Origin of the sequence: Winogradskyella sp. MIT101101 (genome assembly GCF_047126865.1) — a bacterium.
In the GTDB taxonomy this organism is placed as follows: Bacteria; Bacteroidota; Bacteroidia; order Flavobacteriales; family Flavobacteriaceae; genus Winogradskyella; species Winogradskyella ouciana.
The window spans coordinates 2,819,751-2,833,941 of the sequence record NZ_CP138982.1 but is presented as its reverse complement, the minus strand read 5'-3'; the positions used below and the strand labels follow the sequence as shown (position 1 = coordinate 2,833,941).

General features: G+C 36.2%; 16 protein-coding genes. 14 read left to right on the top strand and 2 right to left on the bottom strand.

Going from position 1 to position 14,191, the window contains the following annotated elements; translation table 11 throughout:
* Positions 1-22: 22 nt before the first annotated feature.
* The 3 genes from SIB89_RS12760 (at position 23) to msrA (ending at position 2,697) form a co-directional block, all read left to right on the top strand.
* A complete protein-coding gene (locus SIB89_RS12760) occupies positions 23-1,117 on the top strand; it encodes a Nif3-like dinuclear metal center hexameric protein (protein WP_412560076.1) in 1,095 nt (364 codons plus the stop codon).
* A gap of 2 nt (positions 1,118-1,119) precedes the next feature.
* Positions 1,120-1,905: a zinc ribbon domain-containing protein gene (locus tag SIB89_RS12755; RefSeq protein ID WP_155088440.1), complete on the top strand. Its 786-nt coding sequence runs from the start codon at positions 1,120-1,122 to the stop codon at positions 1,903-1,905.
* A 126-nt stretch (positions 1,906-2,031) separates the two neighbouring features.
* Positions 2,032-2,697 (top strand): peptide-methionine (S)-S-oxide reductase MsrA, encoded by a 666-nt coding sequence (gene msrA / locus SIB89_RS12750; protein WP_412560075.1) that lies wholly within the window; start codon positions 2,032-2,034, stop codon positions 2,695-2,697.
* Between the two features lie 43 nt (positions 2,698-2,740).
* Here the strand turns inward: msrA and SIB89_RS12745 are convergent, their stop codons facing one another.
* Positions 2,741-3,541, bottom strand: a complete 801-nt coding sequence (locus SIB89_RS12745) for a class I SAM-dependent methyltransferase (protein WP_412560074.1) — start codon at positions 3,539-3,541, stop codon at positions 2,741-2,743.
* A gap of 85 nt (positions 3,542-3,626) precedes the next feature.
* On the opposite strand from SIB89_RS12745, the gene SIB89_RS12740 reads away from it, so the two are divergent.
* On the top strand, positions 3,627-4,304 hold the full coding sequence (locus tag SIB89_RS12740; protein ID WP_412560073.1) for a hypothetical protein: 678 nt from the start codon (positions 3,627-3,629) through the stop codon (positions 4,302-4,304).
* 152 nt (positions 4,305-4,456) lie between these two features.
* Here SIB89_RS12740 and SIB89_RS12735 read toward each other — a convergent pair whose 3' ends face one another.
* Positions 4,457-4,876 carry a (4Fe-4S)-binding protein gene (locus tag SIB89_RS12735; protein ID WP_273288751.1) on the bottom strand — a complete coding sequence of 140 codons (420 nt, stop codon included), beginning with the start codon at positions 4,874-4,876 and terminating at the stop codon, positions 4,457-4,459.
* 105 nt (positions 4,877-4,981) lie between these two features.
* Between SIB89_RS12735 and kynU the strand changes: the two genes are divergently transcribed.
* The 10 genes from kynU to SIB89_RS12685 all read left to right on the top strand — a co-directional run bounded on the left by kynU (position 4,982) and on the right by SIB89_RS12685 (position 14,189).
* Positions 4,982-6,268, top strand: coding sequence for a kynureninase (kynU, locus tag SIB89_RS12730; protein WP_412561915.1), 1,287 nt, complete (start codon positions 4,982-4,984; stop codon positions 6,266-6,268).
* A gap of 11 nt (positions 6,269-6,279) precedes the next feature.
* Positions 6,280-7,737, top strand: coding sequence for an FAD-dependent oxidoreductase (locus tag SIB89_RS12725; protein ID WP_412560072.1), 1,458 nt, complete (start codon positions 6,280-6,282; stop codon positions 7,735-7,737).
* A 120-nt stretch (positions 7,738-7,857) separates the two neighbouring features.
* On the top strand, positions 7,858-8,268 hold the full coding sequence (locus SIB89_RS12720) for a RidA family protein (protein ID WP_412560071.1): 411 nt from the start codon (positions 7,858-7,860) through the stop codon (positions 8,266-8,268).
* The gene (locus SIB89_RS12715) at positions 8,265-8,888 is read left to right on the top strand and encodes a hypothetical protein (RefSeq protein WP_412560070.1); all 624 of its coding nucleotides are present in this window, start codon (positions 8,265-8,267) and stop codon (positions 8,886-8,888) included. The genes SIB89_RS12720 and SIB89_RS12715 overlap by 4 nt, the downstream gene beginning before the upstream one ends.
* A gap of 6 nt (positions 8,889-8,894) precedes the next feature.
* A complete protein-coding gene (locus SIB89_RS12710; RefSeq protein ID WP_412560069.1) occupies positions 8,895-10,334 on the top strand; it encodes an aldehyde dehydrogenase in 1,440 nt (479 codons plus the stop codon).
* Positions 10,335-10,391: 57 nt separating this feature from the next.
* Positions 10,392-10,919 carry a PsbP-related protein gene (locus SIB89_RS12705; protein ID WP_412560068.1) on the top strand — a complete coding sequence of 176 codons (528 nt, stop codon included), beginning with the start codon at positions 10,392-10,394 and terminating at the stop codon, positions 10,917-10,919.
* A complete protein-coding gene (locus SIB89_RS12700; RefSeq protein WP_412560067.1) occupies positions 10,920-11,702 on the top strand; it encodes an SDR family oxidoreductase in 783 nt (260 codons plus the stop codon).
* Positions 11,703-11,848: 146 nt separating this feature from the next.
* Positions 11,849-12,382 carry a 3-hydroxyanthranilate 3,4-dioxygenase gene (locus SIB89_RS12695; RefSeq protein ID WP_155088428.1) on the top strand — a complete coding sequence of 178 codons (534 nt, stop codon included), beginning with the start codon at positions 11,849-11,851 and terminating at the stop codon, positions 12,380-12,382.
* Positions 12,383-12,462: 80 nt separating this feature from the next.
* Positions 12,463-13,548: an amidohydrolase family protein gene (locus SIB89_RS12690; RefSeq protein ID WP_155088427.1), complete on the top strand. Its 1,086-nt coding sequence runs from the start codon at positions 12,463-12,465 to the stop codon at positions 13,546-13,548.
* A complete protein-coding gene (locus tag SIB89_RS12685; protein ID WP_412560066.1) occupies positions 13,548-14,189 on the top strand; it encodes an O-methyltransferase in 642 nt (213 codons plus the stop codon). The genes SIB89_RS12690 and SIB89_RS12685 overlap by 1 nt, the downstream gene beginning before the upstream one ends.
* Positions 14,190-14,191 lie beyond the last annotated feature (2 nt).

Here is a 14,191-nt window from a genome sequence, read left to right as displayed (position 1 = left end):
TTTTTGAAACAAATTTGCACTTATGACTGTACAAGATGTAATTAATCACCTTCACGATTTAGCTCCATTAAACTATGCTGAAGATTTTGACAACGTAGGTTTATTGGTAGGTGACAAAAACCAATCCGTCTCAGGAGTCCTAGTCACTTTAGATACTTTAGAAGCCGTTGTTGACGAAGCTATTGAAAACAATTGTAACCTCATCGTAAGTTTTCATCCAATTATTTTCAAAGGATTAAAAAAACTGACTGGTAAATCGTATGTAGAGCGTGTGGTGATAAAAGCTATTCAAAATAATATTGCCATATTTTCTATTCACACAGCATTGGACAACGCATTTCAAGGTGTTAATTCTATCATTTGTGATCAATTAGGATTAGAGAATAAGAAGGTTTTAATACCTCAACCAAATACTTTAAAAAAGTTACAAACGTATGTGCCAAGAGATAATGCAGAAGACTTAAGAACAGCATTATTCAAAGTAGGTGCAGGTAATATTGGCAATTACGACTCTTGCAGTTTTAATATTGAAGGTACAGGCACCTATAGAGGCAACGAAGATTCAAACCCAACAGTTGGCGAAAAAGGTATATTACATTCCGAAAATGAAACGGCTATTTCCGTGGTCTTTAAAAAACATTTAGAATCTAAAGTTTTAAAAGCTCTCTATAACGCACACCCTTACGAAGAGGTCGCTTACGAAATCACAACTTTAGATAATACAAATCAATACATAGGTATGGGAATGATCGGTCAGCTCAAAACCGAAATGAATGAAAAGGAATGCCTCCAATACGTTAAGACTAAAATGAATACAGAATGTATTAGACATTCTAAATTTTTGAATAAGCCCATTAAAAAGATTGCTGTTTTAGGAGGTTCTGGTAGTTTTGCCATCGGAGCTGCAAAAGCCTCAGGCGCAGACCTTTTAGTTACAGCAGATCTAAAATATCATGATTTTTTCAGTGCCGAAAACGACATTGTTTTGGCAGATATTGGACATTATGAAAGTGAACAGTTCACAAAATCGTTTTTAGTAGACTATCTCTCGAAAAAAATTACTAATTTTGCAGTCGTTTTATCAAAGACAAATACAAATCCGGTAAAGTATTTATAATTATGGCAAAAAAAGCTGAAGCTACTGTAGAAGAGCGTCTAAGAGCACTCTACGATTTACAGTTAATTGATTCTAGAGTAGACGAAATAAGAAATGTCAGAGGTGAGCTTCCTTTAGAAGTTAGAGATTTAGAAGATGAAGTTGAAGGACTGAATACTAGATTAGAAAAATTAAATGACAATCTTGCTATTATTGATGATGAGATTAAAGGCAAAAAGAACTTAATCGAAGAAGCTAAGGCTTTAATCAAAAAGTATAGCGAGCAACAGAATAATGTTAGAAATAACAGAGAATACAACTCTTTAACAAAAGAAATTGAGTTCCAAGAGTTAGAGATTCAATTGGCTGAAAAGCATATCAAGGAATTTAAAGTTCAAATTGAGCAAAAGAAAGAAGTTATTTCTGAAACAAAAGACCGTTTAAAAGACCGTAAAGAACACCTTAAGCACAAAAAGGGAGAACTAAACGAGATTTTAAAAGAAACGGAAAAAGAAGAAGAAGCGCTTTTGAGCAAATCTGAAGATTTTCAAAAGAAAATTGATGACCGTTTGGTGAAGGCATACCAAAGAATAAGAAACAATGTAAAGAACGGTTTAGCCGTTGTCGCTATTGAGCGTGGTGCTTCTGGTGGTTCATTCTTTACCATTCCACCGCAGGTGCAAGTAGAAATCGCTTCTCGCAAAAAAGTGATTACCGATGAGCACAGTGGACGTATCTTAGTGGATGCTGCATTAGCTGAAGAAGAAAAAGCAAAAATGGATAAGTTATTTGCTAAGTTGAGTAAGTAATCATTTCAATACATATCAGTGAAGCCTTTACAGATTGTAAAGGCTTTTTTATTTAGCATAACTTTATACAAATTCATTTTAAGGATTTGTATTTTCTTACGACTGAATGAAAAAGAAAAATAGATTATGAAAAAATTAGTATCCATTTTAAGCATAGCCTTATTATTTAGCTGTCATAACTCAGCCCAAAACAGCAACCCAAAACAACAAGAAGTCATCAACGCTGAACCCGTTGAAGTACCAATGGAAAACGGGATGGCAAAAGCCTATTTCGCCAGTGGATGCTTTTGGTGTGTTGAGGCTATTTACGAAAGCGTAAAAGGTGTTGACGAGGTTATTAGCGGTTATTCCGGCGGACATACGGAAAATCCAACCTACGAATCGAGTAATACAGGCAGAACTGGCCATTCAGAAGCTGTTGAAGTGATTTACGATCCAGAAGTAGTTAGTTTTGCAACATTGGTCGATGTGTATTTTGGCTCCCAAAACCCAACACAGGTCAACGGACAAGGACCTGACAGAGGTTCGCAATACCGCTCAATTATTTTCTATCAGAACGATGAACAGAAAAAAATCATTGAAGAGAAAAAAGCAGCTCTGGCCAAAAAATTAGATGATGAAATTGCTGCAGAAGTTTATCCATTTCAAAAGTTTTGGGTCGCTGAAGATTATCATCAAGATTTTGAAAAGCGCAATCCTAATCAACGCTACATTGTAGCTGTTTCTATCCCAAGATTGAATAGGTTTAAAGCAAAATTCCCTGAATTGTTAAAAGCGGAAGCAAAGCATTAAGTAATCAGACCTTTTCAGGCTTTTAAAGCCTGAAAGGTCTACACTATTTTTTGATCGCCTTAATTTCAAAAAGCATCGGAAACAGCTGATCTTTCATTTTATACATGCCGTTCTCTATCTTAACTAGGTCAGGAAAGACATCATAAGGACTTTCATCATATTCATTAAGATAGTCTATTTGTAATCCTGCTTCAATAAGTGCATTCACAACCTCACTTAAACCGTGATTCCAACCGTATTCTTTACTTACCATTTTTGAAGATTGGTCTGCATAGGTGCCTTCGTATTCTTCATAAATCACTTCTTTTTGGTTGTAATGATATTTCATTTGTGGTTTTCCATCTACATAATCGAACATCCATAAAATGGGATGGAATTCTACGATGTAAAACGTTCCTCCAACCTTTAGCTGTTCTGAAATCATTTTTGCCCAAGGCTTTAAGTCTGGCAACCAGCCTATAACTCCATAGCTTGTATAGACAATATCAAAAGTTTCAGAAACATGTTGGGATGTATCCAAAACATTACAACATACAAAGTCAGCATCTAGCTCTAATTCCTCATTAAGTGCTTTGGCAAGTTTAACACCTTCATCACTTAAATCCACACCAACACATTTCGCTCCCATCCTACTCCAACTCAAGGTATCTTGCCCAAAATGGCATTGTAGATGCAACAAAGACTTTCCGCTAACATCGCCTAAGGCTTTCAATTCATAAGGCATTAAAGAGGTTTCGCCTGCTTTAAAAGCCTCCATGTTATACATATCACTCTGCGCATGTACACCTACTTTTTTGTTCCATGTGTCTTTATTTACTTCAAAATAATTAGTCTGCTCTTCCATTTTCTTAATAAGTTTTCGCGCCTTCCCTTTGGGAAGGGTGGGATGGGCCTTAATTTTGTGGTTAAAATTAAAACATCTTTTTAATATGAAGTCAATATATCTCGGTTTGATTTGTCTTTTAATTGTTTCAGCCTGTAAATCTGAAAACAATGTAGTTATTGAAGAAGAAACAAAAGAATTAACCATTGCAGAAAAAATAGCAAATGCACATGGTTACGACAACTGGAAAAACGTAGAAAAAATAGAATTCACATTTAGAGTTGACCGTGACACAATACCAGGTAGTGGAAGATCTTGGGAATGGTTTCCAAAAAAAGATAGTGTGGTTATGCGAGCTGGCGAACAACATGTAAAATTCCTGAGATCAGAACTAGATAGTGTTCCTCCTAATGCTGACAGAGCATTTATAAATGACAAGTTTTGGCTATTAGTGCCATTTCAATTGGTTTGGGATACGTCTGCAACAATCTCAGAACCCAAAAAAGCTGAAGCTCCAATTAGCAAAACTAAAATGGATATGATTACCATAACCTATCCTAAAGAAGGTGGCTATACGCCTGGTGATGCATATGATATTTTCTACAATGAAGATTATATGATTGAAGAATGGATTTTCAGAAAAGGAAACTCAAAAGAACCATCAATGGCAACGACTTTCGAAAACTATAAAGATTTTAACGGCATAAAGATTGCCATTGACCACAAAAAAGACAACGGTAACTGGAACTTAAACTTTACTGACGTTAGCATAACATTGGAGTAATATTAAATATAATTTTTGGCATTACTTTTGTAATCTATAATGTAAGTTTCACGTCCGTCATTTCGACTTAAAACGTATAGCTTACATTTTCCGCCTTTTGGCGCCTATATATATCAAAGCACTTTATCTTACGAGTTAAAGTGCTTTTTCTTTTACCCTCTAAAATCCTTCTTTACATGTGCACCATCACAATAGGGTTTGTTCTGTGAAGCTCCACACCGGCAGAAGGCAGTCGTTTTATTTTTTGTTTCTTCGTTACCATCTTTGTGAGTTACTTTCAACGTGCCATAAACCAAAAGCGGCCCGTTTTCCAACACTTCAACTTTGGTTTCTAAAGATTGAGCTGTTTTATCCTCTCCATTATTCATATAATAGCTCAAAGCTCCCGAAGGACATTTCTTAACCGTTTCAACAATCTCACTGGTTGGTGAGGCATCAATTTTAACCCAAGGCCTTTCCTTTGGTTGAAATACCTCAGGTGAACCCTTTACACAAATACCTGAATGGATACATTTATCAGCTTGCCAAACCACGGTTACCTCTCCATTGGTGTATTCTTTTGTCTTTCCCATAACTTTATTGTTTCCTTAAAGATAACCAAAATTACTATTGAAAAAACACCTTTAATCCCTCATTTTAAATCCTTATTTTTGTTACAAACCGAAAATCAATCCACATTGTCCGACTATAAACTTGGTCTAGATTACGCCAAACAACAAGATACATTAGACGAATTAGCGAACTATAGAGAACGATTTCATATCCCAAAAGACAAATATGGAAATGAGCTTATTTACCTCTGTGGTAATTCTCTTGGGCTTCAACCAAAATCCACAAAAGATTATATCAACCAAGAATTAAAAGATTGGGCAAATCTCGGTGTTGAAGGGCATACCGAAGCTAAAAATCCGTGGTTACCATACCATGAGTTCCTAACAGAGAGTACTGCCAATTTGGTTGGTGCAAAACCAATTGAAGTCGTTACGATGAATTCATTAACGGCAAACCTTCATTTTATGATGGCGTCGTTTTATCAACCTACAAAAGAGCGTTATAAAATTCTTATTGAAAGTGATGCTTTCCCGTCTGATAAGTACGCTGTGGAATCTCAATTACGCCATCATGGCTATGATGATAAAGAAGGTCTGATCCTCTGGAGTCCAAGAGAAGGAGAAGAGTTATTACGTTACGAAGATTTAGAGCGAATTCTTGAATCCCACGGAGACGAAATTGCACTAATTATGATAGGTGGTGTCAATTATTACACTGGGCAGTTTTTCGATTTAAAACGAATTGCGGAATTAGGTCACAAACATGGTTGCATGGTTGGTTTTGACTGCGCACATGGTGCAGGAAACGTCAATTTAGATCTACACAACTCAGGAGCGGATTTCGCAGTTTGGTGTACCTATAAATATCTAAATTCTGGTCCAGGAAGTCTATCTGGCTGTTTCGTACATGAGCGACATGCTTATAACAAAGATCTCAATCGATTAACAGGTTGGTGGAGCCACAATAAACAAACCCGCTTTAATATGCGTTATGAGTTTGATGTGTTACCTGGTGCCGAAGGTTGGCAATTGAGTAATCCGCCTATATTATCTATGGCAGCGATAAAAGCCTCTTTAGATTTGTTTAATGAAGTAGGAATGGAAAAACTGATAAAAAAGTCAAAAAAACTAACGGGCTATTTTGAGTTTTTATTGAAGGAATTAGGAGAAGATGTCATTAGAATTATTACACCAGAAAATCCAGATGAACGTGGTTGTCAACTCTCAATACAAGTCTTAAATGCTGATAAATCATTACATAACAAACTGACTGAAGCTGGAGTGATAAGTGATTGGCGAGAACCAGATGTGATACGATGTGCTCCTGTGCCTTTATACAATTCTTTTGAGGATGTGTTTCGAATGGTTGAGAAATTAAAGCCCATCCTAACCTTTCCAGAGGGAAGGAACTAACTATCAATATAATGAATAACAATACGAAAGATAGCAACAGTGAAAAAGTCTTCCCTTCTGGGGAAGATTTAGATGGGGCTCAGAATATATTAATAATCGGTGCTGGCCTCTGCGGAAGTCTCCTTGCGCTTCGACTAGGGCAACGTGGTTATAACGTCAACGTTTACGAAATGCGCCCAGACCCTCGAAAAACAGATATTTCTGCAGGTCGCTCTATTAATTTAGCGTTTTCAGATCGTGGTAACAAGGCCATGAAATTAGTCGGCATTGAAGACAAAGTAAAAGAACTCTGTATTCCCATGAATGGACGAATGCTTCATGATAAAGAAGGCAACACATTCCTTTCAAATTACAGTGGTCGCGATTATGAATATATCAATTCCATTTCTAGAGGAGAACTTAATGGTCTGTTATTGACAGAAGCTGAAAAGCATAAGAACGTAAGCATTCACTTCAACAAAAAATGTAAATCGGTAGATTTTGAAAAAACCACGGCTTTGTTCAAGGATTACCACAATAAAGACGAGTTTATAGAAGATGCAGATTGTATTATTGCCACAGATGGTGCAGGTTCTGCGTTACGAAAGAGTTATTACTTGGAAAAGAAGTTTCTGTTTAGTTTTTCGCAAGATTATCTCACACATGGCTATAAAGAATTAAGCATTCTTCCGGCAGAAGATGGTGGTTATAAAACCTACAAGAATGCTTTACACATCTGGCCAAGAGGCGATTTTATGGTGATTGCCTTACCAAACTTAGATGGTAGTTTTACCGTAACCCTGTTCTTAAGTTACGATGAAGGCGAATATAATTTCAACAACCTAACCACACCTGAAATAGTCACCGAATTTTTCCAAAAAGAATTTCCTGATGCTTTGGAATTAATGCCGAATCTCGTTGATGACTTTTTTGAAAATCCAACTGCACCTCTTGGGACCGTTAAATGTTCTCCTTGGCATTATAAGGGCAATACGTTGCTTATGGGAGATTCGGCACATGCAATTGTACCGTTTTATGGACAAGGGATGAACGCTTCTTTTGAAGATGTTGTGGTTTTTGATGAAGTTTTGGATACACATAAAGAAAAAGGTTGGGAAGCTGTGTTTTCGGAATATGAAAAAATAAGAAAACCAGATACTGATGCTATTGCCGATTTAGCGATTGATAATTTTCACGAAATGAAAGATCATGTCGGCCAAGCCATATTTCAAGAAAAACGAAAAATCGAAATGGCACTTGAAAAAGAGTTTCCAGAAGATTATTCCTCAAAATATAGTTTAGTTACCTTTAATGAAGATATTGGCTACAGAGAAGCAATGCTAAGAGGACGCGCACAAGACAAAGCTATTTTAAATATGTTGGCAGACGGAGTCATTTCCACTGAAGATGATATAAAAGATATTTTAGATAAAGTAAAAACAGAAACCGAAGCCATTTTAGAAGATGATAGGATTGCTGGCCTACATTAAAATTGAAGCGTCATTACGAGGAACGCAGTGACGTGGTAATCTTATTAATTGAGGTTCTAACAAACAGATTGCCACAGTCACTTAAAAAAGTGACTTCGCAATGACAGATAAAATTGAATTATGAGTAATGAAAAAATAGTAACACCAAGAGGAGCATACCCACACGTAAAACAAGTTGGAGATTTTATCTTTGTTTCAGGTACAAGCTCTCGCAGACCAGACAATACAATTGCTGGAGTAGATATTATAGACGAAATGGGAACTAAAAAGCTAAATGCCTACACCCAAACCCAAGAAGTCTTAAAAAACATAGAAGAGAATTTAGCTAAAGTTGGAGCCTCTTTAAAAGATGTGGTCGATGTGACTTCGTTCTTAGTTAATATGAATGACTTTGCAGATTATAACAGAGCCTACGCAGAATTTTTTGAGAAGGAAACAGGACCAACCAGAACAACTGTCGCTGTACATCAATTACCGCATCCGGATTTAGTGGTGGAGATTAAAGTAGTGGCTTTTAGACAGAATGAATGATAAACTTATTCCGAAAAATAAGAAAAGACATGTTTAAGAAAAAGAGCTTCTTAAGTTACCTACTCTATGCTATTGGAGAAATCGTCTTAATTGTAGTAGGTATTTTACTTGCGCTTTATCTTCAAAACAAAAACGAGGAAAAGAAAATTGAGAAAAATGTCAGTACGTCAATCAATATGCTCAAGGATGAAATTATGACTAACAAACAAAGTATTAATAGAGTCAAAGACTATCACATAATGGTTAGAGATTCGATTGATGCTATGGATACACCAAAAAATGAAGAGGATATTGATAACACATTGAGCTTTTGGAGAGGTATGCAAACACCACGATTGCAGAACGCGGCATTTCAAACCAGTATTCAATCTGGCGTCGGTAAAGAAATTCATCCAGAACTATTAAAATCTCTTAATGCATTGTATACTTATCAAGACAGTTATAACGCGTTCGGAACCCAAGCAACTCAAATATTCTTTAATGCCGATTTTACGGATTATAGTCAATTCAAAAGAATTATGACCTCGATCGGAATGACAATGACCGACCTCTATTGGTACGAGCGTGAACTTACAGAAATGTTTGATTACAACATAAGACAAATTAATTCTTTATATTAATAGAACTTGAACATTAAAAATTACATAAACGGTAACTTTCATAATCCAACTCAAGATAACTGGATTGACAACTACAACCCATCTAATGGAGAGGTTTATGGTCAGATTCCTAATTCTACTAAGGACGATGTGGAAAACGCTTATAAAGCTGCAAAATCTGCTTTTCCGAGTTGGAGTGAAACCACATTAGAGGAACGCAGTAGAATTCTAATTAAAATTTCAGAATTACTAGAAGCCAACTTACAACGATTTGCAGAAGAAGAAAGCAAGGACAATGGCAAACCTGTTTCATTAGCGAAAGCCGTGGATATCCCAAGAGCTGCAAGTAACTTCCGCTTTTTTGGAAATGCCATTACACAATTTGCAAGTGAAAGTCATGAATCCGTTGGGCAAAACGCTATTAATTATACCTTGCGTCAACCGATAGGAGTTGTGGGCTGCATAAGCCCATGGAATCTTCCACTCTACTTGTTTACATGGAAAATTGCACCAGCAATTGCAGCAGGAAACTGCGTCGTTGCCAAACCCAGTGAAGTAACACCAATGACCGCTTACCTTTTAGGTGAAATATGTAATGAAGCAGGTTTACCGAAAGGAGTATTGAATATCGTTCATGGATTAGGCACCACTACTGGCCAAGCGATCATAGAACATCCAGATATTAAAGCCATTTCTTTTACTGGCGGAACAGCAACTGGTGCGCATATTGCCAAAGTAGCTGCTCCAATGTTTAAAAAATTATCTTTAGAGCTCGGTGGAAAAAATCCAAATATCATTTTTGCCGACTGTGATTATGATGATATGCTGAATACTACGGTTCGGTCTTCTTTTGCTAATCAAGGACAAATCTGTCTGTGCGGCAGTCGTATTTTTATAGAAGCTTCCATTTACGATAAGTTCAAAAAAGACTTTGTAGAAAAAGTAAAAACGCTTAAAGTTGGTCACCCGTCAGAAAGTGATACCAATATTGGTGCATTAGTTTCAAAACCACATTTAGAAAAAGTAAAAGCGTATATCGAAATTGCAAAACAAGAAAATGGAACTGTGCTTAGTGGCGGAAATGAAGTAACCATTGAAGGTTACGAAAACGGCTATTATTTAGAACCTACAGTCATCGAAGTCACAAATGATGAATGTCGAGTAAACCAAGAAGAAATTTTCGGGCCAGTAGTCACCATAATGCCATTTAATACTGAAGATGAAGTCCTAGAAATGGCAAACAAAGTAAAGTACGGTTTATCAGCCACGCTTTGGACCAATAACTTAAAACGTACCATGCGAATGAGTAACGAACTACAAGCAGGAATTGTATGGGTCAACACTTGGATGATGCGCGATTTACGAACACCTTTTGGAGGTGTAAAAGCATCTGGTGTAGGTCGTGAAGGTGGTTTTGAAGCTTTACGCTTTTTCACTGAACCTAAAAATGTATGCATTAAATATTAACAATAAGTTCTTATTTCGAATTCGTTTCAATATCTTATAAAACAAATCTAAAACGTTATGAAAATCAAAATACTTACACTCTTATTCATATTTGTATCAACCTCATTATTTGCCCAAGACGATTGGCAAACTTTCGCTAAAGATAATTATTCTATTAACTACCCTTCGGATTGGGAATATAGCGACCAAAACCCTCAACCTACCGTAGCATTTATGCTTTATAGCCCTGAAGAATCTCAAAAAGAAGATCTTTTTAGAGAAAGTGTTAATCTAACAATTGAAGAGTTAAGCAATGCAGATTACACATTAGATGAATATACAAAAGTGGCATTGGATCAAGTTAAAAAACAAATACCTACTGCCAAAATGATAAGTGCACTGCCAGTAAGTATAGGTGATGTAGACGCTACAAATATAGTTTGGTCTGCTGATTTTGGAAATGGCATGGTATTGCAATTCAATCAACTATTTGCTGTAAAAGATAGGATAGCTTATGTCTTAACCTTTTCCTCTACTGAGGCAGAATATGACAAATACATTGAGGATGCTAGTAAAATACTTAACAGTTTTAAATTCACTAAATAAATGAACTTAAATCTCAACAATAAATACGCATTAGTCTGCGGAAGTACAGCTGGAATAGGAAAAGCCACTGCTATAGCCTTAGCAGAAGAAGGCACAAACGTAACTTTAATCGCTAGAAATGAAGAAAAGTTAAAGGCCACATTAGCTGAATTACCTCAACATCGTAATCATGATTATATTGTTGCAGATTTCTCAAACCCAAAGGAACTTCAACAAAAAGTTGAAATCTATATTAAAGATAATCACGGTTTCCATATTTTGGTCAACAATACTGGCGGACCAGCTGGTGGACCTGTGTTTTCAGCTAAAGTAGAAGAGTTTGAGAGCGCATTTACGCAACACTTAAAATGCAATCATGTGTTAGCACAAACTATTGTTCCTTTTATGAAAGAGGAAGGTTATGGAAGAATAATTAATGTCATCTCAACTTCTGTTAAACAACCTTTAGACGGTCTTGGTGTAAGTAATACCATTCGTGGTGCTGTTGCCAATTGGAGTAAAACATTAGCCAATGAATTAGGGCAATTCGGAATCACAGTAAACAATGTATTGCCTGGCGCTACAAGTACAGAGCGATTAACCGAAATCATTAAAAACAAATCTGCAAAAACAGGCAACACAGAGGAGGCAGCAGCAGACGCTATGAAAAATGCGGTACCTGCTAAACGATTTGCCAAGCCTGAAGAATTGGCAGATGCCATTACATTTTTAGCTAGTGCACGTGCAGCCTACATTAACGGAATAAATCTTCCTGTGGATGGTGGACGTACAAAAAGTCTATAGCCCATCCTTAACCATTCTGTAAGAGAAGGGAAAAGTTGCTCGAATATTATTATCTTTAAGCTTAAATTGTATTTTTTAACAAATTACTCTTATCCACCCGAATAAGAGTTCCTTCCTTTTGGGAAGGCTAGGAAGGGCTTTTTATCATGAGTAAATTATATCCTCCAATAAACTTTAAAGAATGGATCGAAGAAAACCGTCACCTTTTAAAACCACCTGTTGGTAACAAAGTTGTTTGGAAAGACGGAGATTTTATTGTTATGGTGGTAGGTGGACCGAATAGTAGAAAAGATTACCACTACAACGAGACGCCAGAATTCTTCTATCAAGTTGAAGGCGATATTGTTTTAAAGGTAATTGACAAAGGCACTCCAAAAGATATTCATATTAAAGAAGGTGATATTTTTCTACTACCTCCTAAAATACCACATTCACCTCAACGTGGTGCAAATACAGTTGGTCTGGTTATAGAATATCCAAGAGAAAAAGGTGTGCAAGATGCGCTACTTTGGTTCTGTGAAAATTGTACAACAAAATTGTACGAAGAAGATTTTACACTTGATAATATTGAAACGGATATGCCAAAAATCTTTGATGCATACTATGGTGATAAAGACAAACGCAGTTGCCCAAATTGTGGTGAGGTAATGCAGCCACCTAAGAAAGTACAGATTGACTAATGTGCCGTACAGAGCACTCTAAGAATCTAATTAAAACTTAAAGATTTTGCCGAGGCTAATGCCTCGCAATAGTAATAAATATGAGTAAACGAAAACTACGTATAAATGGTCACTCCCACTTACTACCCTATCCTGAGGAGATTCCTCAGTTTATGAAAGATAAAGGGATTTTTTGGGTAGACAAAGACCGAAAATATATGCTTCAAAAAGATTGGAACAGACCAATCACAGATTCGAGTTTTTTCTTAAATGAAAAATTAGCTTGGATGGAACGCTTTAAAATAGATCATGCTGTGGTTTTAAACCTGTCTCAACTTTATGGAAATGGGTTACGTGTTGAGGAAATGAAACAAGCTTTACGTTTTCAGAATGATTTTAACGCTAAAGTACAGCATGAGAACCCTAGCAAATTTACTTGTGGTTTTGTAGTGCATCCCGGATTTGTACGTGGTGCTTGTTGGGAAATTGAGCGCTGTGTAGAAGAATTGGGCATGCAACTCTTATGTTTACCAACACATTATATGGATACCATTGGTACTTGGCGTTGTATTTTTGACGAAGAAAATGAACCAATTTTTGAATTGGCAAACAAGTACAATCTTGCGATTGAAATTCACCCATATGATGGTGAGAAATTTATAAAATTAGAAAACACATCTTGGCGTTTTCATTTGATATGGATGTTGGCCCAGTGTGCAGATGCTTACCATTTTTTAACTCTCAACGGCTATCAGGACAAATATCCTAATATGAGAACTTGCTTTGCGCATGGAGGGCAATTGGCTCAGATTAATTTAGGGAGACGAATACAAGGGTTTGATGGTAGACCAGATTTATTTGAAGGTAAAAGCCATCCAAGAAAAGCTGTAGGGCATAAGAATATATTCTTTGATACTTTGGTACATGATACAGGTGGTTTAGAATTACTTATTAAAAATCAAGGGTATAAACAAGTCCTAATGGGACTAGATGACCCTTATCCTTTGGGAGAAATGGAAAGTGAAAAACAATCGTCTTATCCAGGTAAAATTTTAGACTTGGCTATGGAACGAAAAATTATTAGAGAAGATGAACGTGATGCAATTTGGGAAGATAATGTCATACAGTGGTTGTGTGGTGAAGACCAGATTGGTAAAGAAAAATTAGTTAAACGTATATTGTCATAATGAATTTCTTGCCTGAAAAATTATACAATTATATTGTTGCACACTCTGAACAAGAACCAAGGCTTTTACAACAATTAACCAGAGAAACGTATCAAAAAGTCTTACAACCGATTATGCTCAGTGGCCCTTATCAAGGAAGGGTTTTGAGCATGATTTCAAAATTGATAAGTCCTAAAAACATACTAGAATTAGGCACTTTCACTGGCTATTCTACCTTATGTTTGGCCGAAGGTCTTCAAAAGAGCGGAGAAATACATACCATTGACATCAATGAAGAACTAGTGGACTTTCAACGTAAGTATTTTGACAAATCAGGTTTTGGGGATCAAATTTTTCAACATACAGGGAATGCCTTAGATATAATTCCAACTATAGATAAGATGTTTGATTTGGTATTTATAGATGCCGATAAACCCAACTACAGTGGTTACTTTCATTTAGTAATCGATAAGTTGAATTCTGGTGGAGTTATACTTTCAGATAACGTCTTATGGCATGGAAAAGTAGTAGAACCATTAGAGGACAGAGATAAATCCACTAAAGCTGTTTTGGATTATAATACACTACTAAAAAACGATGACAGAATTGAAACTGTTGTTTTGCCAATAAGAGATGGTTTGACAATTAGTAGAAAAATCTAAAT

Bases quoted from the DNA above. Each gene is read 5' to 3' on its own strand.
- SIB89_RS12700 (WP_412560067.1), top strand. From the start codon at position 10,920: ATGAACTTAAATCTCAACAATAAATACGCATTAGTCTGCGGAAGTACA.
- SIB89_RS12745 (WP_412560074.1), bottom strand. From the start codon at position 3,541: ATGGAAGAGCAGACTAATTATTTTGAAGTAAATAAAGACACATGGAAC.
- SIB89_RS12760 (WP_412560076.1), top strand. From the start codon at position 23: ATGACTGTACAAGATGTAATTAATCACCTTCACGATTTAGCTCCATTA.
- SIB89_RS12715 (WP_412560070.1), top strand. From the start codon at position 8,265: ATGATAAACTTATTCCGAAAAATAAGAAAAGACATGTTTAAGAAAAAG.
- SIB89_RS12705 (WP_412560068.1), top strand. From the start codon at position 10,392: ATGAAAATCAAAATACTTACACTCTTATTCATATTTGTATCAACCTCA.
- SIB89_RS12735 (WP_273288751.1), bottom strand. From the start codon at position 4,876: ATGGGAAAGACAAAAGAATACACCAATGGAGAGGTAACCGTGGTTTGG.
- msrA (WP_412560075.1), top strand. From the start codon at position 2,032: ATGAAAAAATTAGTATCCATTTTAAGCATAGCCTTATTATTTAGCTGT.
- SIB89_RS12725 (WP_412560072.1), top strand. From the start codon at position 6,280: ATGAATAACAATACGAAAGATAGCAACAGTGAAAAAGTCTTCCCTTCT.
- SIB89_RS12695 (WP_155088428.1), top strand. From the start codon at position 11,849: ATGAGTAAATTATATCCTCCAATAAACTTTAAAGAATGGATCGAAGAA.
- SIB89_RS12740 (WP_412560073.1), top strand. From the start codon at position 3,627: ATGAAGTCAATATATCTCGGTTTGATTTGTCTTTTAATTGTTTCAGCC.
- SIB89_RS12755 (WP_155088440.1), top strand. From the start codon at position 1,120: ATGGCAAAAAAAGCTGAAGCTACTGTAGAAGAGCGTCTAAGAGCACTC.
- SIB89_RS12690 (WP_155088427.1), top strand. From the start codon at position 12,463: ATGAGTAAACGAAAACTACGTATAAATGGTCACTCCCACTTACTACCC.
- SIB89_RS12685 (WP_412560066.1), top strand. From the start codon at position 13,548: ATGAATTTCTTGCCTGAAAAATTATACAATTATATTGTTGCACACTCT.
- SIB89_RS12720 (WP_412560071.1), top strand. From the start codon at position 7,858: ATGAGTAATGAAAAAATAGTAACACCAAGAGGAGCATACCCACACGTA.